At 71.2% G+C, this 20,547-nt stretch carries 18 protein-coding genes and 2 pseudogenes; 8 read left to right on the forward strand and 12 right to left on the reverse strand.

From position 1 onward, the window contains the following. Positions 1-33 precede the first annotated feature (33 nt). From ACFZBB_RS22905 to ACFZBB_RS22920, 4 genes and pseudogenes are all read left to right on the forward strand, one after another. Positions 34-396 (forward strand): metalloregulator ArsR/SmtB family transcription factor, encoded by a 363-nt coding sequence (locus ACFZBB_RS22905; RefSeq protein WP_391125314.1) that lies wholly within the window; start codon positions 34-36, stop codon positions 394-396. Further along, a complete protein-coding gene (locus ACFZBB_RS22910) occupies positions 380-901 on the forward strand; it encodes an SRPBCC domain-containing protein (protein ID WP_391125318.1) in 522 nt (173 codons plus the stop codon). The genes ACFZBB_RS22905 and ACFZBB_RS22910 overlap by 17 nt, the downstream gene beginning before the upstream one ends. After that, positions 901-1,566: a dihydrofolate reductase family protein gene (locus tag ACFZBB_RS22915; RefSeq protein ID WP_391125321.1), complete on the forward strand. Its 666-nt coding sequence runs from the start codon at positions 901-903 to the stop codon at positions 1,564-1,566. The genes ACFZBB_RS22910 and ACFZBB_RS22915 overlap by 1 nt, the downstream gene beginning before the upstream one ends. 201 nt (positions 1,567-1,767) lie before the next feature. Continuing rightward, positions 1,768-2,652: pseudogene (locus tag ACFZBB_RS22920) on the forward strand (MFS transporter); the annotation flags it as partial. Positions 2,653-2,777: 125 nt separating this feature from the next. On the opposite strand, the gene ACFZBB_RS22925 reads toward ACFZBB_RS22920, so the two are convergent. After that, positions 2,778-3,848, reverse strand: a complete 1,071-nt coding sequence (locus ACFZBB_RS22925) for a WYL domain-containing protein (protein ID WP_391125325.1) — start codon at positions 3,846-3,848, stop codon at positions 2,778-2,780. A 169-nt stretch (positions 3,849-4,017) separates the two neighbouring features. Here ACFZBB_RS22925 and ACFZBB_RS22930 point away from each other — a divergent pair, with 169 nt between their 5' ends. Next, positions 4,018-4,545 (forward strand): AAA family ATPase, encoded by a 528-nt coding sequence (locus ACFZBB_RS22930; protein WP_391125328.1) that lies wholly within the window; start codon positions 4,018-4,020, stop codon positions 4,543-4,545. A 225-nt stretch (positions 4,546-4,770) separates the two neighbouring features. Then, on the forward strand, positions 4,771-5,001 hold the full coding sequence (locus ACFZBB_RS22935; RefSeq protein ID WP_391125331.1) for an acyl-CoA carboxylase epsilon subunit: 231 nt from the start codon (positions 4,771-4,773) through the stop codon (positions 4,999-5,001). A 71-nt stretch (positions 5,002-5,072) separates the two neighbouring features. Here ACFZBB_RS22935 and ACFZBB_RS22940 read toward each other — a convergent pair whose 3' ends face one another. The 3 genes from ACFZBB_RS22940 to ACFZBB_RS22950 form a co-directional block, all read right to left on the reverse strand. Further along, positions 5,073-5,732, reverse strand: a complete 660-nt coding sequence (locus ACFZBB_RS22940; protein WP_391125333.1) for a hypothetical protein — start codon at positions 5,730-5,732, stop codon at positions 5,073-5,075. A gap of 155 nt (positions 5,733-5,887) precedes the next feature. Further along, positions 5,888-6,745, reverse strand: coding sequence for an SDR family NAD(P)-dependent oxidoreductase (locus tag ACFZBB_RS22945; protein ID WP_391125336.1), 858 nt, complete (start codon positions 6,743-6,745; stop codon positions 5,888-5,890). Continuing rightward, positions 6,742-8,265, reverse strand: coding sequence for a DHA2 family efflux MFS transporter permease subunit (locus ACFZBB_RS22950; protein WP_391125339.1), 1,524 nt, complete (start codon positions 8,263-8,265; stop codon positions 6,742-6,744). The genes ACFZBB_RS22945 and ACFZBB_RS22950 overlap by 4 nt, the downstream gene beginning before the upstream one ends. Positions 8,266-8,475: 210 nt before the next feature. On the opposite strand from ACFZBB_RS22950, the gene ACFZBB_RS22955 reads away from it, so the two are divergent. Together ACFZBB_RS22955 and ACFZBB_RS22960 are read left to right on the forward strand one after the other, a co-directional pair. Further along, entirely contained in the window at positions 8,476-9,207 is a 732-nt protein-coding gene (locus ACFZBB_RS22955) for a TetR/AcrR family transcriptional regulator C-terminal domain-containing protein (RefSeq protein WP_391125342.1), read from the forward strand. 235 nt (positions 9,208-9,442) lie between these two features. Further along, positions 9,443-10,126 (forward strand): winged helix-turn-helix domain-containing protein, encoded by a 684-nt coding sequence (locus ACFZBB_RS22960; protein ID WP_391125345.1) that lies wholly within the window; start codon positions 9,443-9,445, stop codon positions 10,124-10,126. 115 nt (positions 10,127-10,241) lie between these two features. On the opposite strand, the gene ACFZBB_RS22965 is transcribed toward ACFZBB_RS22960, so the two are convergent. From ACFZBB_RS22965 to ACFZBB_RS23000, 8 genes and pseudogenes are all read right to left on the reverse strand, one after another. Beyond that, the gene (locus tag ACFZBB_RS22965; protein WP_391125349.1) at positions 10,242-11,420 is read right to left on the reverse strand and encodes an acyl-CoA dehydrogenase family protein; all 1,179 of its coding nucleotides are present in this window, start codon (positions 11,418-11,420) and stop codon (positions 10,242-10,244) included. 196 nt (positions 11,421-11,616) lie between these two features. Continuing rightward, positions 11,617-12,978 (reverse strand): LuxR C-terminal-related transcriptional regulator, encoded by a 1,362-nt coding sequence (locus ACFZBB_RS22970; RefSeq protein WP_391125352.1) that lies wholly within the window; start codon positions 12,976-12,978, stop codon positions 11,617-11,619. 80 nt (positions 12,979-13,058) lie between these two features. Next, positions 13,059-13,703, reverse strand: coding sequence for a hypothetical protein (locus ACFZBB_RS22975; RefSeq protein ID WP_391125355.1), 645 nt, complete (start codon positions 13,701-13,703; stop codon positions 13,059-13,061). A gap of 135 nt (positions 13,704-13,838) precedes the next feature. Further along, complete coding sequence (locus ACFZBB_RS22980; RefSeq protein ID WP_391125358.1) at positions 13,839-14,432, reverse strand: NAD(P)H-dependent oxidoreductase; 594 nt, start codon at positions 14,430-14,432, stop codon at positions 13,839-13,841. Further along, positions 14,429-15,778, reverse strand: coding sequence for an MFS transporter (locus ACFZBB_RS22985; protein ID WP_391125361.1), 1,350 nt, complete (start codon positions 15,776-15,778; stop codon positions 14,429-14,431). Before ACFZBB_RS22985 ends, ACFZBB_RS22980 begins: the two co-directional genes overlap by 4 nt. 61 nt (positions 15,779-15,839) lie before the next feature. Continuing rightward, on the reverse strand, positions 15,840-16,802 hold the full coding sequence (locus tag ACFZBB_RS22990) for an LLM class flavin-dependent oxidoreductase (RefSeq protein WP_391051276.1): 963 nt from the start codon (positions 16,800-16,802) through the stop codon (positions 15,840-15,842). Positions 16,803-16,815: 13 nt separating this feature from the next. Beyond that, a complete protein-coding gene (locus ACFZBB_RS22995; protein WP_391125364.1) occupies positions 16,816-18,384 on the reverse strand; it encodes a carboxyl transferase domain-containing protein in 1,569 nt (522 codons plus the stop codon). Positions 18,385-18,439: 55 nt separating this feature from the next. After that, positions 18,440-20,547, reverse strand: a pseudogene (locus ACFZBB_RS23000) (SDR family oxidoreductase).

The following is a 20,547-nucleotide window of genomic DNA, read 5'->3' on the forward strand; positions in this document are numbered from 1 at the left end:
TGACGCATGCCGATATAGGCATACGATGGATTCATGGCACGAGCGGCGACGACCTCGGACGCGTTCAACGCGATCGCCGAGCCGCAGCGGCGGGCGATTCTGGCGCTGCTGCGGGGCGGCGAGCGGCCCGTGACCGAGCTGGCGCGGGACCTGGGGATGACCCAGCCGCAGGCGTCCAAGCATCTGCGGGTGCTCCGCGAGGTCGGGCTGGTGCGGGTCCGCGGCGCGGGCAAGCAGCGGCTCTACGGACTGGACGCCCGCGGGCTGCGGCCGATCCACGAGTGGACGGGCGGCTTCGAGGAGTTCTGGAACGAGACCTTCGACCGGCTGGACACATACGTACGAGATCTGAGACAGGCAAGGCAGGAGGAACCACCGGATGACGACGACCAATAGCGGCGACGAGGCGGGCGACGCGGCGGCGGACCGCGAGATCGTGGTCTCCCGGACCATCGGCGCCCCACGGGAGCTGGTGTTCGAGGCGTTCACGCGGGTCCGGCACCTTTCGCGGTGGTGGGGCCCCGAAGGGTTCACGACCACGACGCGGTCCTTCGAATTCCGCGTCGGCGGGGTCTGGGACTTCGTGATGCACGGGCCGGACGGGACCGACTACCAGGAGTGGATCACCTATACCGAGATCGTCCCGTCGCGGCGGATCGCGCTGCTGCACGGCGAGTCCCGCGACGACCCCAACACCTTCGAGTCTGTCCTGACCTTCGAACCGGCGGACGAGGAGACCCGGCTCGTGATGCGCACGGTGTTCCCCACCAGGGAGCTGCGCGACGAGGCGGCGGAGAAGTACCACGCGGTCGAGGGCGGCGAGCAGACGCTGCGCAATCTGGCGGTCTACGTCGCCGAACTCACCGGGAACGGGACCGCGTCGAAGGGAGCGGATGACTGATGGCAGGCAAGGTGTTCTTCAGTGTGACGATGTCGCTCGACGGCTTCATGGCGCCGGACGCCGTGCCCGTCGAGGACGTCTTCTCGCCCGAAGGTCAGAGCGACCCCAGGGTCCGGCGCTGGATGGCGAAGTGGTCGGAGCTCCAGGCGTGGATCTTCCCGCAGCGGTGGTTCCGCGAGAACCTCAAGCTCGGCGAGGGCGGCGAGGAGGGGATCGACAACGACATCGCCCGGGCGACGTACGAGCGCACCGGCGTGAGCGTCATGGGCAAGCGGATGTTCGACGCCGGAGAGCTGGCATGGCCCCAGGAGGCGCCGTTCCACACCCCGGTGTTCGTCGTGACCCACGTCGAGCGTGACCCGTGGGAGCGGCCGGGCGGCACGACCTTCCACTTCGTCAACGACGGCATCTCCAGCGCGCTCGACCGGGCCCGCGAGGCCGCGGGCGACCGCGACATCCGTATCTCCGGCGGCGCCGAGACGATCCAGCAGTACCTGGACGCCAGCCTGGTCGACGAGTTCTCGATCACCCTCGCGCCCGTGCTGTTCGGCACCGGCATCCGCCTGTTCGAGCGCGTGGACCCCGACCGTCTCGCCCTCGACCAGGCCCGCACGGACGCGTCGTCCCGGGTGACCCACCTGACCTACACCGTCAAGCAGCGGTAGCGGGCGGCCCGGCCGCTCGGGAGCTGTGCGGAGACGTCACCGGGTGCGGAGGCTTCACTGACGCAGGATGTCAGTGAAGCGCCGGACAGTGGTGCCATGATCCTCAGTCGGCACTCCCGGCGGGCCGAGCGGCTGCTCGTACCCGCCGCCTTCGCCACCGCTCTCGGCAACAATGTCCAGCTCATCGTCGGTGCGCTGCTCATGATCAGGGAACAGCGCACCATGATGGCCGTCGGCTGGCTCTTCATCGCCGTCGCCGGGCCGCAGGCGTTGCTGTCCCCTTTCTTCGGGCGGCTGGCGGACCGCTTCGACCGGCGGGCCCTGTGGATCGGCTGCGACCTCTCCAGCGCGGTGCTGGCCCTCGCCCTGCCGCTATGGCTGGTCCGCGGCGGCTCTCCGGGAGCCGGGATCTACGGCGCCAATCTGGCGCTCGCCGTGGTCGGCGCGCTGTTCTTCCCCGCGAGCTCCGCCCTGATCAAGGAACGGGTCCCGGCGGACCGGCTGCGGCGGTTCAACGCCCGCTACGAGATGGGGACCCAGGCGGGGATGCTGTTGTCGGCGACGGTCGGCGGGCTGTCCGTCCAGGCGTTCGGCGCCGTGCCGCTGCTGGTGTTCAACGCCGGGACCTTCGCCGTCTCGGCGCTGTGCGTGGCCGCGGTGGGGCGTCGCCCGGAACGGGCGCCGACGGCCACCGCCGCCGGGGAGTCGGCGCCGGTGGCGGCGGCGCGTACGCCGATGCGGACACCGATGCGGATGCGGCACTTCATCCTGCTCTACGCCCAGGGAAGCGTGGTCGTCACGGTCTTCAACGCCCTGCTGCCCACCGCGGTCATCGGTGAACTCCGTCTGGGGGCGGGGACGTTCGGCGCGGTGGACGCTTTGGGCTGCCTCGGCTTCCTGGCAGCGGCCGGTGCGTACCGGATCGTCAGCAGACGCAGTCCCGACCTCCGCATCGCCGTCGTGGGCTTCCTGCTCTGCGCCGTGGGCCTGGTACTCCAGAGCCAGTTCGGGATCGCCGGCTATCTCATCGGAGTGCCGGTGGGCGCGTTCTTCTTCGGGCAGGCCCGGATCGCTTCGCGGACCATGCTGATGACCTCGGCCGACGACGCCTCGGTGGGCAGGGTCTTCGGGCTGGCGAACGGCGGCGGGCTGGCGGCCACGGTCGCGGTGATGTTCCTGGTCGGGAAGGTCACCGACAGCACCGACACGCGCTACGGCTTCGGGGTCCTCGCCGCTCTCGCCCTGCTGGCGACCCTGTCCGCCGGAGTGCTGCTGCGGTCGTCCGCCCCTGCCCGGCCGGGCGAGTCCGCCGGCCGGTACCGGTCGAGCACGGCCGCCGCCCTCTCCGCGATCGCGCGGCGCAGCTCCTCGGGGCCGAGCACCTCGATGTCCGGGCCCAGTGACAGCAGTACGGGCACCGCCAGCTCGACCGATTCCAGCGGCACCGTAGCCGTCACCCAGCCGTCCGCGTCCGGCGGCCCCGCCGAGGTCTCGACAGCGCGGACCAAAGCCGCGTCCAGGCGGTCCGGCAGCGCGGACAGCAGCGCGGGAGCGATCCGTACGGAGCCCTGAAGCCGCAGCCTTCGGGCGTCGTAGACGGCGAGGTACCGCTGCCAGTGAGCGGCCAGGTCGAACCCGTCCGGCCGCTCGAAGCCGGTCGTCCCGACGTCCAGGCGGAGGATCGAGGACACCCGGTACGTGCGCACCACGCCGTCCACCGCGGCGACGAGGTACCAGACCCCCGCCTTGAGGACCAGGCCGTACGGGTCGAGGTCGCGCTCGACCTCTTGCGGCGCGGCCCAGCGGCGGTAGCGCACCCGGATCCGCCGCTGATTCCACACCGCGTCGGCGAGCGGTACGAGAGCGGACGGGGAGTCCTGTTCCCGGTACCAGCCGAGAGCGTCGAGGTGGAACCGCTCACGGATCCGCCCGGCCCGGTCCCGCAGCGGTGGCGGCAGGGCCGCGGTCAGCTTCAGCTCCGCCGCCGCCAGCACCTCCCCCAGGCCCAAGTCGTCCGCCGCGCCCGGCAGTCCGGCCAGGAACAGCGACTCCGCCTCGTCGACATGCAGCCCGGTCAGCCTGGTCCGGTAGCCGCCGAGCAACTGGTATCCCCCGCCGTGCCCGGCGTCCCCGTACACCGGAATGCCCGCGGCGCTCAGCGAGTCGATGTCCCGGTAGACGGTCCGCACCGAGACGTCCAGCTCCTGCGCCAGCTCACCGGCCGTCAGCCTCCCCCGGTTCTGCAACAGGAGGATGAGCGAGAGGAGCCGGGCGGCGCGCATGGCCCGATCATTCCAGGTCCGGGAGCGGGGGCGCCGGATCGACGGCGACCGCACGGGCGGTCGGGCGGTCGGGCGGTCGGGCGGTCGGGCGGTCGGGCGGTCGGGCGGTCGGGCGGTCGGGCGGATAAAGCGGTGGCCGTCCGTCCGGCTCGCCTGCCACGCTCGGGGCGTGACCACGTTGTTCCTGATGGTCGGCCTGCCCGGGGCCGGAAAGACCACGAGGGCCCGCCTGCTCGCCGCGGAGCACGGCGCGCTGCGCCTGACACCCGACGAGTGGATGATCCCGCTGTTCGACAGATCGGACGCGGACGGGAAGCGCGACGTGCTGGAGGGCCGCATGCTCTGGCTCGGCCTGGAGGCGCTCCGGCTCGGCACCAACGTCGTGGTGGACTACGGCTGCTGGTCCCGGGACGAACGGTCCGCGATCCGCTGGCTCACCGAGGCCGAGGACGCCCGCTTCCGCATGATCTACCTGCCGGTGGACGACGCGACCCAGCGTGCCCGGATCGCCCGGCGCTGGGCGCACACCCCCGCGCAGACCTTTCCGATGACCGACGCCGACCTCCTGCGCGGGCGAGCCCACTTCGAGGAGCCCGAAGCGGCGGAGCGGACAGGCCGCGAGCCCGCCCCCGCCCCACCGCCCGGTTGGACGGACTGGCACCAATGGGCCGCCCACCGCTGGCCGTCCTTCGCCTGAAGGCTCCGCCCCTGCGGCGCGGAAGGCGGGCCGGGTCAAGGGGATCTGACATTCGGCTGGCGGTCGCTGAATTCGGCTGGCGAGGACTTGTGGAATCTGACGGAGTCCTGAATCGGGGTGTCTTGAGCGGGGGCCGGTTTCCCTGGAACCTTGAGGTTGAGGTGCGGCGCATTTCCGGTGCCGGTGTGGCCTCGACTTTCCCGACCGCGCGAAGAAGGATGTGTGATGACCGACTCGATCGATTCTCGTCAGCTGCGCGTGGTGCGCGGTTGTGCGACTCCTGAGGAACTGGCCGCGCTTGTCGCCGTGCTCTTCGCCCGTACGGCGGCGGGGCCCGATCTGCCGGTGGCGGGGGACGTGGTGTCGGTGCCCGCCGCGCGGTGGCGGCGGTCGGAGCGGGTGCACCTGTTCGACGCGCCTCGCGTCTGGCACGCGTACGCGCGCGCGGCCGGATGAGCCGCTGAGGTCCTGAGCCATGAGGAACCGGCCGGCTCCCGCCCGAGGGCGGGGGTCGGCCGGTGGGGTGTTCAGGCGCTCGGGAGCAGAGTGCTGAAGTGCCGGTAGAGCAGACCGGTGCCGCCGAGGTCCTTCAGGACCGGCTCCCAGACGGCTTCGATGTGGGCGACGGCGTTGGCCTCCGTCACCCATTCGGAGAAACTGAGGACGCTCGTGCCGTCCACGCTGATGTGCATGTTCGCCGATATCCCGCCGGGGTAGTCGCGGTCCTGGCCCTCGGTGGCCTCCTCACCGGCGAACAGGGCGTCCACGAAGGCACGGGCGGCCTGGTCGTTCTCCGCGCCGAAGAAGGCCACGGGGAAGGACTCGGCGACGGGGGCGGGGTCGGCGATGCCGGAGCCGCGGACCGCGCGGTACAGGCGATAGGGCACGGGCGCCGGGGCGCCGGGGACGGCGGACGCCGTGTCGGAGAGGCTGCCCTCCTCCTTCAGGGACTGCCGCAGCGGCTCCTGCGCGGACCACTGCGCGTAGGTCAGCACCGAGTCGCCTTCGCTGCTCGTGTAGACCGTGAGCGACAGCAGCTCCGGCGGCCACTCGCCGGACCGCCAGTGGGCGACGACGGCTTCCGCGGTCTGCGCCGCCTTTCCGCTCTCCGTCGGCACCGTGCCGACGAGCACGATGTCGCTCTGGGGATTCTCGATGACGGGCCGCGAGGTGGACGCGTGGGACATTCTTCGGCTCCTCGGGAATGAGGTGGCTCCACGAAAGGCGCGGGCCACGGCGTGGTACGGAACATTCTCCGACCAGCGGTGACCCGCGCCCAGGAATCCCGGCTCAGGATTGTGAAAAGAACATCAATTCCGCTTGTGACACCTTCTGGGGACCGTCAATTCCTGCCGGTACCGCCGGTGCGCCTCCGGTGCTCCTCCAGGATCCGCTCGGTGGCAGCGTCGAGGCGTTCGGCCGCGTCCGGCGCGAAGGACCTGTCCTTCACCCCGATCCGAAGCCCCTCGACGAACGCGCTCAACGGCTCGGCGGGAGGGGCGTCGATGGCGTCGACGATCGGCGGGAGGGCGGCCTCCACCGGCTTGGCGAACGACTGCATCGACAGGATCTGACGCAGCGTCACCTCGTCGTACTCGCCGGAGAAGCTCGTCGCGGTGACGCCCGGGTGGATCAGGACGTAGCGGATGCCGCTGTCCCCGTACCGCTCGGCGAAGGTGACGCCGAGCAGGTCGTTGAGCTTCCCGCCCTGGCCGAGCGCGGCGCCGCCGTGGTAACCGTGGCGCAGCTCCAGGTCGTCCCAGCGGACCACGCTCAAACTCGCGCCGGGACCGGCCACATTGACCACCACGGGCCGTTCGGCGGCGGACAGCGTGTCGACGAGGCCGTGTCCGAGCAGGTAGCGGCTGAGGTAGAACAGCGCGAAGTTCTCCTCGATGCCGTCGGCCGTGAGGGCGCGCTCGGTGCGGTAGTGGCGGGCGCACAGGACCAGGGCGTCGATCCTCGGGAACCGTGCGCGCAGCTTCTTGAGGACCCGTTCGTTCTCGCCCAGCAGGCTGAGGTCGGCCGGGATGAAGAAGGCCCGGTCCTGGGCGCCGACGGTCGCGGCGGTCTCCAGGAACGCCTTCCCCTTCACCTCGCTGCGGCCGATGACGACGACGGTGTCGCCGTTGCCGAGCCGGGTGGCCGCCAGCGCCTTTCCGATGCCGTCGGTGCCGCCGGCGATCACAATGGTCTTCACAGGGTGTCCCCTTGGGCGGCCAGGGAGGCGGGAGCCTCCGCGGAGCGGATGTCGGAGCCGACCGCGGAGTGGACGTCGGATTGGACGTCGGCGTGCTGTTCCTGCGGCGTACCGCCGTCGGATTCCTGCGGCTTGGGACGGCCCGGCAGTTGGGTCGCGGCGATCAGGGCGAGGACGAGCGCGCCGGTCACGCCCCAGTATGCGTGCCGGAAGCCGCCGAGGGCGTCGCCGCTGCCCGCGCTCTGGACGAGCAGCGCGACCAGGGCGATGCCGATCGCGGCGCCGAGCTGGTTGAGCATGTACAGCACGGTGCTGCCCTGAGGCACCAGATGCGGCGGGAGCGTGCGGTAGAGGGAGGCGATGGTGGGCGCGCCCACGCTGCCGAGGCCGAGGCCGATCGTGAACGCCACCACGGCCGTCCAGACTTGGGACGTGTCCGCGCTGAGCTGGGTGAAGGCCAGCGCGCTCAGCGTGGCGACCGCGCCGCCGCACATCACCAGAGTCCGTGATCCGACCTTGTCGGACAGCCGTCCGGTCAGCGGCATCGACAGGGCCGACCCCACACCGAGCGGAGCGAGCAGCAGCGCGGACGCGAAGGTGTCGTGGCCGCGTACCTGCTGGTAGTACAGCGGCAGCGCGAACAGGCTTGCGAAGGTCGCCAGACCGACCAGGGCGCCGACGGTGACGCTGGCGGAGAAGCTGCGCGAGACGAACAGCCGCAGGTCGATGAGTGGTTGCGTGGTGCGCTCGCGGAGCGCGTGGAAGGCGTAGGCGCCGAGCAGCACGACCGCGGCGACCAGCGGGACGAGCACCTGCCAGGCGGAGAACTCGGTCCGCTCGGCGTACTGCGACAAGGTCAGCACGGCGGCCGCGACTCCCGGGCCGATCAGCGCGACGCCGACGGTGTCGAGCTTGCCCACCGGCTGCTCGCCGGTCGGCTTGTCGTCCGGGATCACCCGCAGGGCGAGCACCAGCGCGAGCAGGCCGATCGGGACGTTGACCAGGAACATCCAGCGCCAGGACACGCCTTGCAGGATGAATCCGCCGATCACCGGGCCGAACACCGGGCCGCTGGAGCCGACGACGCCCATGAGGCCCATGACCCGTCCGATCCGGCTGGGTCCGGCCGAACGGGCCAGCAGGGTCAGCATCAGCGGGTCGAGCAGACCCGCGCCGAGTCCCTGGAGCACGCGGAAGGCGATCAGACTGCCGATGTTCCACGCGAGTCCGGAACTGATGGAACCGGCGAGGAAGATCACCAGGCCGAGCAGCCACAGCCGTCGACCGCCGAACCTGTCGACGGCCCAGGTGGTGACCGGGATGCTCACGGTCAGGGCGAGCAGATAGCTCGTGGACACCCAACTGACCGCACTGAGTGAGGTGTCGAAGTCCTTGACCAGGGTGTCCGCTGCGACGGCGATCATCGAGCCGTCGAGGATCCCCATGATCCCGCCTAACAGGATCACTCCGATCAGTCGCCGCAGCGCGGGGTCAAGGCCCTCGTTCGACGGATGCGCCATGAGTCTCTCCGGTGGCGTGAAGTGGCATGAGGTGGCATGAGGCGGCCGCGCGTCAGGTGGCGGCACGTCGGATGACAGCGAGCCAAATTGCACTCGCCAGTGCAGATTAGGGCACCACTCAGGACGCTGACAACGTCGGTGGGCAACAAACTGCACCGGCCGGTGTAACTCAACGCCCGTATCGGGTACGCTGCGAGGGTGGGCGGAACTGTGACACCGGCATCAGGCAACCGAACGGCCTCGCGAGGCCGCATCGACAAACGTCAGGCGATCCTCGACGCGGCCTTCGCCGTGTTCGCCAAGCGGGGGTACGCCGGTGCGTGCATGGAGGAGATCGCCGAAGTGGCGGGCGTCGCCAAGCACACCGTCTACAACCACCTCGGCGACAAGGAGAACGTCTTCCACGCCGCGATGGAGGCGACGGGGAACGCGGTGATGGACGGAAACCTCGCCCTGGCCGAGCAGTTGACGGTCGAGGGCGGCGCGAACAGCCGAAACGGCGAGGCCGGCGAGGAGAGCGGGGACGGCGAAGGCTCCGACCCGGTCAGGTCCCGCTTGGAGGAGGTCGGATACCGCATGCTGCTCCAGTGTTGCGACCCCCGCTCCTGGGCGCTGCGCCGACTGCTGCACGCGGAGATCACCCGCTTCCCCGGACTGCTCGAAGTCGTCTGGGGGCGCGGCGCCGACCGGCTCCGGCAGACCCTCGCCGACCGGATGGCCCGGCTCTCCCTGGCCGGTCTGCTGCGCCCCTGCGACCCCGTCGAGGCCGCGGAGCAGTTCCTCGCTCTGCTCACGGGCCCCATGGAGGCGCGGTCCCAACTCGGCACCCGACCCGTACCGGACACCGAACTCCACACCGTGGCCGACGCCGCGGTCGACACATTCCTGCGCGCGTTCCGAGATGTCCAGCAGAACCGCTCCCTGCCGGTGACCGCTCCCTGACCTCTGACGATTCGACACGGTTTACCGCGCCTTCCCGCGAACGGATATGTCCGAAGCGGATCCGCGAAGTCCGTGTGTCCTCGCATGAACTCCCTGGCTCGAATCGATGAGAACGGTTTGAGAATCCGCGCCGCGGATCAGCACTAGATGGATGTGTCCACCTAACAGCTATGCAGGCAATGGAGCTTGCGGCCGTGAATCCACCTTCGGTCCGTACAACTCCAAGGGAGATACCGTGCGCATACTCGTTGTGGAGGCGCAGGAGCACGAAGCCGCGGCGCTGGCCCGCAATCTGGAGCGGTACGGCCACGAGGTGACGACCGTGGATTCCGGAACCGCGGCTCTGGAGACCTTCGGGCAGGCGAACTTCGTCCTGCTCGATCTCGATCTCCCGGACATCGACGGCCTGGCCGTCTGCCGCAGTATGCGGGAGACGGGTGACATCCCCGTCATCGCGTTCGCCAGCGGCGGCACCGAGCTGGACCGGGTCCTGGGGCTGCGGGCGGGCGCCGACGACTGCATCGACAAGCCGTACGAGATCCGCGAGTTGGCGGCCCGCATGGAGGCCGTCATGCGGCGGCGGGAGCCGCGCCGACCGGTGGTCACCCCCAAGACGACGGTGTCGATCGGCGGTCTGCGGATCGACGCGGCCTCGCGCAAGGTGCAGGTGCACGAGAAGCCGGTGAAGCTGACCCGCAAGGAGTTCGACCTGCTGTACTACCTCGCGCGGCACCCCGAGATGGTCGTGACCCGGCAGCGGCTGCTCGCGGAGATATGGGAGATCCCGACGGTGCTCGCGGTCGGTTACCAGGCCAGCCGCACGGTGGACACCCATGTCAACTCGCTGCGCAACAAGTTGGGCCGAAGCAGTTGGATCGTCACCGTCCGCGGGGTCGGATTCCGCGTCGGCCTCGGCTGATCCGGCCCCCGGACCCGCCCGCGCGGCGACGGAAAAGGAAGCGGAAGCGCGCGTACGGTGTGGGCCCCCACCGTACGCGCGCCCGCGTCACGCTCCGCTCAGCGCGGCATGTCGCTCACAGGTACAGCGAGTTGGGCTCAAGGCCGGTCAGGGACCTGCCGTACAGCTCGATGTTGGTGCTCGGCGTGATCAGGGCGTGCAGGGACGTCGCGTGCACGTCCCGCTGGATGCGGGTGATCGGCACGTCCCGGAAGATCGAGGAGCCGCCGCTGGCGGCGGCCAGGATCTCCACGGCCTGCTTGGTCTGCTTGGCGATCCAGCCGATCTGCACCCGGGAGAAGACCCGGTCGTCCTGGGACCACGGCTCGTCCCGCCGGATCTTGTCGGCCAGCAGATCGGCGAACCGGTGGGCGCGGGCCTCGGCGTCCTCGATCAGCAGGGCCGCCTCGCCGACCTGGAGATGCGTGATCGGCGCCTCCAACTGGCTGGGGTAGCTGGTGTACGTCAGCGGCCGACCGGGGAGCCGCTCCAGGAAGCTGGACAGGGCGTACTTGGCGGCGCCGACGAGCTGGCCCGTCTGCATCGCCGTGGCGCTGACCAGCATCGGCACCCGGTAGGCGCCCTTGGCCGCGTTGGCCTGCGACTTCGACACGTTCTGGTAGAAGTCGGCGCCGGAGATGACCCGGTGGTCGGGGACGAAGACGTCCTTCGCCACGGTGGTCACACTGCCGGAGCCCGCCAGGCCGATGGTGTTCCAGTCGTCGACGATCTCCAGTTCGGAGATCGGGATGAGGGCGAAGACCGGCAGGGTCTCCCCCGCGGGTCCCTCGGGCATCGCCGCGGTGATCTTCCAGTGGGCGTGCAGCACGCCGCTGTTGTAGCCCCAGCTACCGTTGATCAGGTAGCCGCCGTCGACCCGGGTCGCCTTGCCGGACGCGGCCGTCGTGCCCGTCACCCGGACATGGGGCTCGGCGAACACCTCGTCCAGCGCCTCGTCGGGCCACAGGCCGACCATCCAGGTCAGCGAGGCGTAGATGGACAGGACGAAGGCGGCCGAGCTGTTGCCCTTCGCGACCTCGGCCAGCACGTCGACGAAGGCGCGCGCGTCCGACTCGTATCCGCCGTACTGCGTGGGCACCTGCATCTTGAGCAGACCCGACGCCTCGATCGCCTCGATGACGTCCTGCGGGAGCCTGCGGTTCTCGTCGATCCACAGCGCCCGGGAGCGCAGCAGGGGCACGAGTTTCCCCGCGGCCTCGACGAGATCGTCCCGGGACGGCGCGGTGGTGGTCATGATGGGTTCCTCCCGATGTGGGTAGCACTTGACGCGCCCGCTGCCGGGCACCGGTATTCCGGACGGTCCGCGCGCTGACATCGCCGGCGGGAAAGGGGAGTTGAGAACGGAATGCGCTCGGTGCTCTGATCACCGACCGACCGTTTTCCCGATCCTCGCACCCTCGGCGAAGCGGCGGCGAAGGAGCCGGGGAAACCTACGGTTCGCCCGCAGGTTTGTGTCGCACTGCCGGGGATTCCCCGACCGCGCTCAGTACCATGACGAGTTCGCCTCTGCCGGAGATGGCGAGTTTGCGGTAGACGCCCGACAGATGGAATTCGACGGTTCTGACGTTGAGGAAAAGGGCTTCCGCAATGCGCCGGTTGCTGTATCCGGCGCGGGCCAGCTGCGCGATCCTGGCCTCCTGCGGGGTGAGTCCGCGCGAAGCGCCCGGTCCGCCCAGCCGGCGCAGCGCGGACTCGGCGCGGTGCGCCCAGAAGGTGTTGCCGCAGGTGCGCGCGACCGCGGCGGCGGCCGTGAACCGGCTCCGCGCCCCGGCCGCGTCCTTGCGTTCGGCCCGCAGCGCGCCGAGGTCGTAGAGGGCCTGAGCCACCTCGCCCTGGGCGTCCGCCAGGCGGAGCAGATCGACGGCCTCCTCCAGCAGTACGAGGGAGGTCTTGTCGCGGCGCGCCACGGCGACGGCGCGCAGGGCCGTCCCCAGGACGCGCGCCGACCCCCACTTCCGCGCGGCGACGAGTTCGTCCTCGGCCAGGGCGACGGCGAGGTCACGGCGGCCCGCGACCGCGGCCCCGAGCGCGCCCGCCGAACGCCAGGCGACCACCGCGGGATTGTCGATGCCGTACGAGGCCAGCAGTCGGCCGCTGCTCAGGCAGTCGTCGATCCCCTGCCGGAACTGGCCCGCGGCCAGGTGCAGCGCGCCGCGGGCCGCCAGGACGTGGGCCCGGTCGTGTCCTTCGAGGTCGAGCGCGCCGACCATGCCGTTCTCCTGGAGCACCGTCCACGCGCCGTCGAGGTCGCCGGTGCCGACCAGCGCCTCGGTCAGCCAGACCGCGGCGAGGGGGACGCGGGTACCGGACCGGCCCCGGGCGAGGACCGCGCGCAGAATGCGTACGGCCCCGCTCGTATCCCCTCCGAGCAGCTTGATCCGTGCGCGCAGCAGGGCCAGCGTCTGGCGGTGGCGGACCGAACCCGACCAGAGCGGTTCGCGGGCCAGCCGGGCGCAGTGCGCGCTCGCGGACGAGGTGTCCCCTGCGTACAGCAGGGTCAGTACGGCCTGCCACACGCTGTCGGCGTCTGCTCGCCGCTCGTCCGCGGCGAGCAGGCGCTCGGCCTGGCGCATCGCCGTGGAGCGGTTCACCCCGCGGTGCGCCAGTTCGAGGACACGGGGGGCCGCGTACACCTCGGTCTCGGCGGGACGCGCGCGCTCGCCGTCGTCGGCGCGGCGGATGCCCGGTGCGGGCGGGTGCGCCGCCGCGTATTCCTCGTGACGCCACCGTGCGACCGCCGAGGGTGCCTCGGCGAGACGCAGCGGCGCGGATTCGTTCCTTCCGCCCTGCACGGTGGACTCCGTTCGGTAGGTCGGTGGATCGGTGGATCGGTGGGCCGGCGGGCCGGTGGCCGCGCGGATGTGACGTGGTGTCAGGCGGTGAGGCTGTGCAGGAGGTGGTAGCGCTTGAAGCCGATCGGCCGGACGCCGGGAGTGTCGTGGGTGGCGCGCAGGGTGGCCGCCCGCGTGGCGCCCTCAAGGAACGAGATGTGCGCCTCGTCGCTGGTCCACTCGGCGTAGTTGAGGACGCGGGTGCCGTCGGTGCTGAGGTGGAAGTTGGCCGAGAGCAGGCCGGGGTGCTGCGCGCCGGGGGCGCTTTCGAGGGCGCCCGCGATCGACTCGACGATGTGCTCCTGCGGGGCGGGCCCGTCCACGTCGAAGGTCGCGACCACAAAGCTGGACGGCACCAGCGGCCCCTTGTGCAGCACGATCGCGCGGCGCAGCGTGTACGCGACCGTCGCGGCGCCCGCCAGTCCCGTCAGCCCCGAGGTGAAGTCGCGGTGGGCCGAGGCTCGCGAGGTCTGGAGGTAGGTCAGCACCGTGTCGTCCTCGGTGCTGAGATACGCGGAGGCCGACAGGAGCCCGGTCGGCCAGTCGGCGACGCGCCACTGCTCGACGGTCTCGGCCACGGCCTCGACCCCGGACTCGCGGTCGGGGACGTGCCACTGCGCGACATGCGCGGCCGTGCTGTCGGCGCGCCGGATGTCCGGCGGTGCGGAGGAGATCTGCTGGGTCATTGCCGTCGTCCTTCCAGAGGACCGGGGTCCGGGGGTCCGGGGTTCGGGGCGGGAAGCGGGCGGTGCGTGGGGAGTCACCGGCCGGGTGCGCGCTCAGCGCGGGTACGGGCTCGCGGGTACGGATTGGGCGCGGGCTCAGCGCGGGTACGCGCGCTCGGCGCGGGCCGCCCGCAACGCGTCGCCCCACCAGTGCAGTTGGTCCAGGAGCAGCCCGGCCGACAGGACGCTCGGCTCCGGGTCGATCAGCCGGCCCGCCTCGTCGAAGCGGTTTCCCGCCAGCGGAAAGGCGACGTTCTCCCGTACGGTCAGGGTGTGCACCTCGGCGAAGACCTGCCGGAGCTGCTCGACGGCGCGGATGCCGCCGCTGAGGCCGCCGTACGAGACGAAGCCGACCGGCTTGGCGGTCCACTCCTCGTAGAACCAGTCGACGGTGTTCTTCAGCGCGGCAGGGAAGCTGTGGTTGTACTCGGGCGTGACCACGACGAAGGCGTCGGCCGCCACGAGCACGGAACGCAGCGCTTCGCGGGTCCTGGCCGTCTCCAGCGACACGTCCTTGCCGGGCCCCGGCAGGACCAGCGGCAGCGGATGGTCGATCAGATCGACGCTGTGCACGGTGAATTCGGGACGTTCCTTGACCTGGGACAGGAACCAGTCGGCCACGGCGGGACCGAGCCGCCCGTCGCGGACGCTGGCGGTGATGATGGCGAGGGAGAGCTGGTCATCCGTCATGGTGCGACCTGTCTGTGAGGGGTACGGAGTCCGGTCAGGGCGGCCAGCAGGCCGATCCCGGAGACGGCGGTGATGAGGGACAGCGCCGGGCGGTGGCCGTGGTGGGAGCCGAGCAGCGCGGCGGTGGCCGGGAGCATCACGACGGCGCCGACCTGCACGGCGGTCTGGAACAGCGGGACGGCAGCGGCCCGTTCGGCAGGCGGGAGGGCCCCGGTCGCCTGGAGATTGAGGGCGGCGAAGGAGAGTACGAACCCGGCGCCGACCAGAAGGAGCGTCGGCAGCATTCCCGTGAGGTACGAACCGCTGTCGGGCCGCCACAGGTAAAGGGCGTAGCCCAGCAGCGGCGCGGTCGCGCCGAGGGCGATCAGCCGCCCGGTGCCCCACCGCGCCGTCATGGCTCCGGCGAAGGGCACGGTCACGGCCAGCGGCACGCACGCGGGCAGCAGGGCGACCGCCGACTGCCAGGGAGACCAGCCCAGTTGGCGCTGGGTCTGGAAGACGAGCAGCAGCAACAGGCTCTGGTACGTGCCGTTGAGACAGGCCGCGCCGACGGCGGAGCGCAGCAGTTGGCGGTTGCGCAGCAGCGCGGGGGTGACGCGCGGGGCCGGGACGGCGCCCCGGTCGCGCGGGATGATCCGCAGGGCGAAGACCAGCAGGATCAGGGCCACGGGTGCCGGGAAGAGAAAGGTCCAGCGCCAGCTCTCGGTCAGCAGCGCGCCCGACAGCAGCAGTCCGACCGTGAAACCGGCCGCGCCGAACAGGGCGTAGACGGACACCGCCCGCCGCTGCTGCGGTCCGCTGGGGAAGGTGGTGCCGATGATGGCGAGACCGGTCGGTGCGGTGAGCGCCGCGCTGAGGCCCTTGATCACCCGGGTGGCGATCAGCAGGGCCGCGCTGTCGGTGAGTCCGCCGACCACCGAGGCGGCGGCGAAGAGCAGCATCGCGGCGAGGTAGACCCGCCTGCGGCCCAGTCGGGCGTTGAGCCGGGGGCCCAGGACGAGCAGCGTGGCGAATCCGACGGCGAAGCCGCTCATCAGCCACTGCGCCGTCCACAGGTCCAGGCCGAGCGCGGCGCCGATGGAGGGCAGCGCGACGAGCACCAGGGAGACCTCGATCGCGTCGAGGATCATGTTGGCCGACAGGATCAGGAGGACGGTCCAGAGCCGGGCGTCCCAGCGAGTCGATTCCGCCGCCGTTCCTGGTCCCGTGCCCGTTCCTGTACCCGTGGCCTCGGAGCCGGAGCCGGAGCCGGAATCGGCATCGGCATCGGCATCGGCATCGGCATCGGCATCGGCATCGGCATCGGCATCGGCATCGGAGGAGTCGGTCCACGAGGGAGCTGTCATGAGGGGCCGCCGTGTCTGTGTCGGATGGGGTCGCGGTGTCGGCTTCGGCGTCGGGTCCGGCTCACGGCAGCAGCGCAGGCAGCTTCTCGGTGACGAGCCGGATGTTCTCGGCGACCAGCTCGTCCGGCATCCCGGCGATGCTCGCCCAGAAGATGAGGTGCTTGACCGGCAGGTCACCGGTCAGTTCCTTGATCCGGACGGCCGCGTCCTCGGGGGTGAGGATGTCGAGCAGGCCGCGGGTGTCCTCGGCGTTCGGGTCGCGGAGATCCTCGGCGGTGAGCAGCGGTTCGGACTTCTCCCGGCCCTCCACCGACAACTGCCGGTAGGAGTTGACCTGGTGGGCCAGGTGCGGCGCGACCTGGTGCCACGCCTTCTCCGGGTCCTCGGCGAGGATGATCGGCATCAGGTCGCTGACCCGGGCCGCCTGCGGGTCGTGGCCCGCCTCGACCAGGCCCTTGCGGTAGTGCTTGAACATGGGGCGCGAGATGTGCAGCAGCCCGATGCCCAGCTCCCCCGCGAGCTTCGCGCCGCGCGGACCGTAGAAGCCGCCCCACAGCGGCGGCGGGTCCTGGATCGGCAGCGGCGAGATCACCCGCTCCTGCCACAGGCGCAGGATCTCGCGGATGTTGCGGCCGGTGCCCGCGAACCGGCGGCCGAAGTCCGCGCCGAACAGCTCGTATTCGGGCACCCGGTACCCGGCGCCCAGGCCGAGTTCGAGCCGGCCGCCGCTGATCAGGTCGACGAGCGCGGCCTGTTCGGCGAGGTCGACGGGGTGGTGCAGCGCGGGCAGCACCACCGAGGTGCCGATCCGGGCCCGCCGGGTGCGCGCGGCGACGGCCGCCGCGACGGTCAGCGGCTGCGGCAGATAGCCGTCCTCGAAGCGGTGGTGCTCGGTGAACCACAGGCCGCCGACACCGCGTTGGTCGGCCTCTTCGCAGAGTTCCAGAGTATGCGCGTAGTGGTCGGCCCACGGCCGGTGCCACTGCTCGGGGTTGCGCAGGTCGAAGAGGAGTCCGACGTCCATGCCACGATCCTTTTCACTGGGGTGGGTTGCCGTGCTTGCGGTGCGGCAGGTCGGCGCCCTTGGCGCTGAGCATGTTCAGGGCGCGGCAGAGCACCGGCCGGGTCAGGCGCGGGTCGATCACGTCGTCGACGAGGCCGCGTTCGGCCGCGTAGTACGGATGGACCAGCTCGTCGCGGTACTCGGCGATCTTCTGGGCGCGCATGGCGGCCGGGTCCTCGGCGGCGGCGATCTCGCGCCGGAAGACCACGTTGGCGGCGCCCTCGGCGCCCATGACCGCGATCTCGTTGGTGGGCCAGGCGAAGGCCAGGTCGGCGCCGATGGAGCGGGAGTCCATGACGATGTACGCGCCGCCGTACGCCTTGCGCAGGATCAGTGAGACCCGCGGCACGGTGGCGTTGCAGTACGCGTAGAGCAGTTTGGCGCCGCGCCGGATGATGCCGTTGTGCTCCTGGTCGACGCCGGGCAGGAAGCCGGGGACGTCGACGAGGGTGACCAGCGGGATGTTGAACGAGTCGCAGAACTGGACGAACCGGGCGCCCTTCTCGCTGGAGTCGATGTCCAGTACGCCCGCCATCGCCGCGGGCTGGTTGGCGACCAGGCCCACCACTCGGCCCTCCAGCCGGGCGAGCGCGCAGACCAGGTTGGGCGCGAACGCCGCGTGCACTTCGAGGAGTTCGCCGTCGTCGACGATCTCCTCGATCACCCGCCGGACGTCGTAGGACCGGTTGCCGTCGGCGGGCACCAGGTCGAGCAGTGCCTCGGACTCGCGGTCGGGCGGATCCGCGGTGATGGCCCGCGGCGGCAGTTCGCGGTTGTTGGCGGGCAACAGCGAGAGCAGATAGCGGACTTCGGCCAGGCAGGTCTCCTCGTCGTCGTAGACGAAGTGCGCGACCCCCGAGGTCGCGGCGTGCACGTCCGCGCCGCCGAGACCGTTCTGGGTGATCTCCTCGCCGGTCACCGCCTGGACCACGTCCGGGCCGGTGATGAACATCTGCGAGGTCTCCCGGACCATGAACACCAGGTCGGTGAGGGCCGGGCTGTAGGCGGCTCCGCCCGCGCACGGGCCGAGCATCACGCTGATCTGCGGGATCACCCCGGAGGCGCTGGTGTTGCGCCGGAAGATCCCGCCGTAACCGGCGAGCGCCGAGACGCCCTCCTGGATACGGGCGCCCGCCCCGTCGTTGAGCGAGACCAGCGGGGCGCCGGCCGCGATGGCCAGGTCCATGATCTTGTGGATCTTCTCGGCGTGCGCCTCTCCCAGCGCGCCGCCGAAGATCCGGAAGTCGTGGGCGTACACGAAGACCGTGCGGCCCTCGACCGTGCCCCAGCCGGTGACCACACCGTCGGTGTGCGGCTTCTTCGCCTCCAGGCCGAAGCCGCTGGCGCGGTGCCGCCGCAGTCCTTCGACCTCGGTGAAACTGCCCTTGTCCAGGAGCAGTTCGATCCGCTCCCGCGCGGTGAGCTTGCCGCGTGCGTGCTGTCGTTCGGTCGCCCGCGGATCGGGTCCCTGCCGGACCCGATCCTTCAGGGCGCCGAGTTCGGACGTGCGGTCCGCGATGCTTCCCGGGACGTCTGTCGGCATGCCGGGCCACCTCCTCTCCCGTTCGATTCGGTCGGTTGCCTGCTCCCCCGGGCGGTCAGCCCAGCAGCGTGCCGCCGGTGGCGTCGATGAAGGCGCCGGTGATCCACCGGGCCTCGTCGGTGGCGAGGAAGGTGACCACGTCCGCGACGTCACCGGCCTTGCCGACCCGCTTGAAGGCCGAGAGCTGAGCCATCTGCTCGACCGCCTCGGGGATGTCGAAGACGGCGCTGCCGTTGTCGGTGATCCCGGGCGCGACGCTGTTGATGGTGATGCCGCGCGGCGCCAGGTGGCGGGCGAGGTGCAGGGTGAGCTGCTCGATCGCGCCCTTGGTCATCGCGTACGCGACCTGGTCGGGGTTGGCGACCCGGGTCAGGCCGGACGAGATGTTGATGATGCGACCGCCCTCGGGGATCTGCGCCAGGGCCCGCTGCACGATGAGGTACGGGGCCTTGGCGTTCACCGCGAAGAACAGGTCGAGCTGCTCCGGGGTCACGTCCTCGGGGGCGATGCCGCTCGCGCTGGTCGCACCGGCGTTGTTCACCAGGATGTCGAGGGTGGTGCCGCCGGACCGCTCCTTGAGGCCCTTCTCCAGGCCGAGGAAGAGTTCGTGCACATCGCCGGGCGCGCCCAACTCCGCGCGGACGGTGAACGCCTGGCCGCCGTCCTTCTCGATGAGTTCGACGGTCTCCTGCGCCGCCGCCTCGTTGGCGGCGTAGTGCACGGCGACCAGTGCGCCCTCCCTGGCCAGCCGTACGGCGATGGCGCGGCCGATGCCGCGGCTGGAGCCGGTGACGAGCGCCGTCTTGCCGATGAGCCTGCTCATGATGCCCCTCCTGGGGTGACGTCATCTGTGGTGGTCTGGTGCGGTGCCGCGGGGCCGGATGGGACGGGGTCGGGGTCGACGGGGTCGGGGTCGGCCGGACCGGGTTCGGCGGGGTCGGGTTCGGCGGCGCCGAGGCCGCTGATCGCGCGGGCCAGATGACGCCGGGCCGAGTCGATCTCCAGCAGTTGGCCGAAGACCGACCGCAGGCCGTCCACTTCGGGACCGCCGAGCAGCAGCCGGGCCTGGGCCTGGATGTTGGTGAGGGTCGCGACGCCGATCCGGTGCCGGGTGTCGTGGTAGCTCTCCAGCAGGGCAGAGCCGCTGTCCTCGCTGCCCCCGTCGCCCTTGGCGATCTGTTCCGCGAGCTTGCGGCCGAGGTCGGCGGCGTCCTGGAGGCCGAGGTTGAGCGCCTGGCCCCCGACCGGCATCTGCACATGGGCCGCGTCGCCCGCGAGGAGCACCCGGCCCTTCACGTAACGGGTGGCCTGGATCGTGGTGTTGTCGAAGGCGTTGAGCCAGACCGGGGTGCCGGCGCCGATGTCCTCGCCGGTCACCAGGGCCCAGGCCCGGACGACCTCGTCCAGGCTCGGGGCGCCGGTCCGCCGTCCGGGGCCGGGGCCGGCGCCGGTTTCGTTTTCGGTTTCGGTTTCGGCGGACGGACCGCTGCCTTCGTCGTGCACATGGACCATCACCCGCGTGCTGCCGTCGGGCCAGCGGAAGGCGGTGGCCAGCCCGTTCGGATGCCGCTCGAAGCGCCGGTTGGGGATGTCGATGCCCGCGAGGTCGGCCCGGAGCATCTCCAGCGTGCCGTCCCCGCCGTCCACCTCGAATCCGGCCAACTGCCGTACGGTGCTGCGCTCGCCGTCGCAGCCGACCGCGTAGGAGGCGGTCAGGACGCCCGGTTGGGAGCCCAGTTCGATGAATCCGGCCTCCACCCGGTCGGTACGCGAACGCAGGCCCGTCACCACGTGCCCGCGCAGCACCCGCGCGCCCAACTCCGTGGCCCAGGCGTACAGCACGGCCTCCAGATGTGCCTGGGCGCACTTCCACTGCCCGGCCCAGCGGTGGCCGGGAGCCGCCGCGGTCAGGTCGAGGCGCAGGCCGCCGAAGTGGCCGGGGCCGCCGCTGGGCAGCGTGCCGAGGCGTGTCAGCAGCCCGCGTTCGTCCAGGATCTCCATCGTGCGGGTGTGCAGCGTGGACGCCCGGGACTCGGTGGTCGGTTCGGTGAGCTGCTCCAGCACGGTCACCCGTGCTCCGCCGAGGCGCAGTTCACCGGCGAGCAGCAGCCCGACGGGGCCTGCTCCGACCACGACGACATCGGTGTCCAGTGGGCCCGCCAT

The sequence above is a fragment of the Streptomyces sp. NPDC008139 genome (assembly GCF_042957025.1).
GTDB lineage: Bacteria > Actinomycetota > Actinomycetes > Streptomycetales > Streptomycetaceae > Actinacidiphila.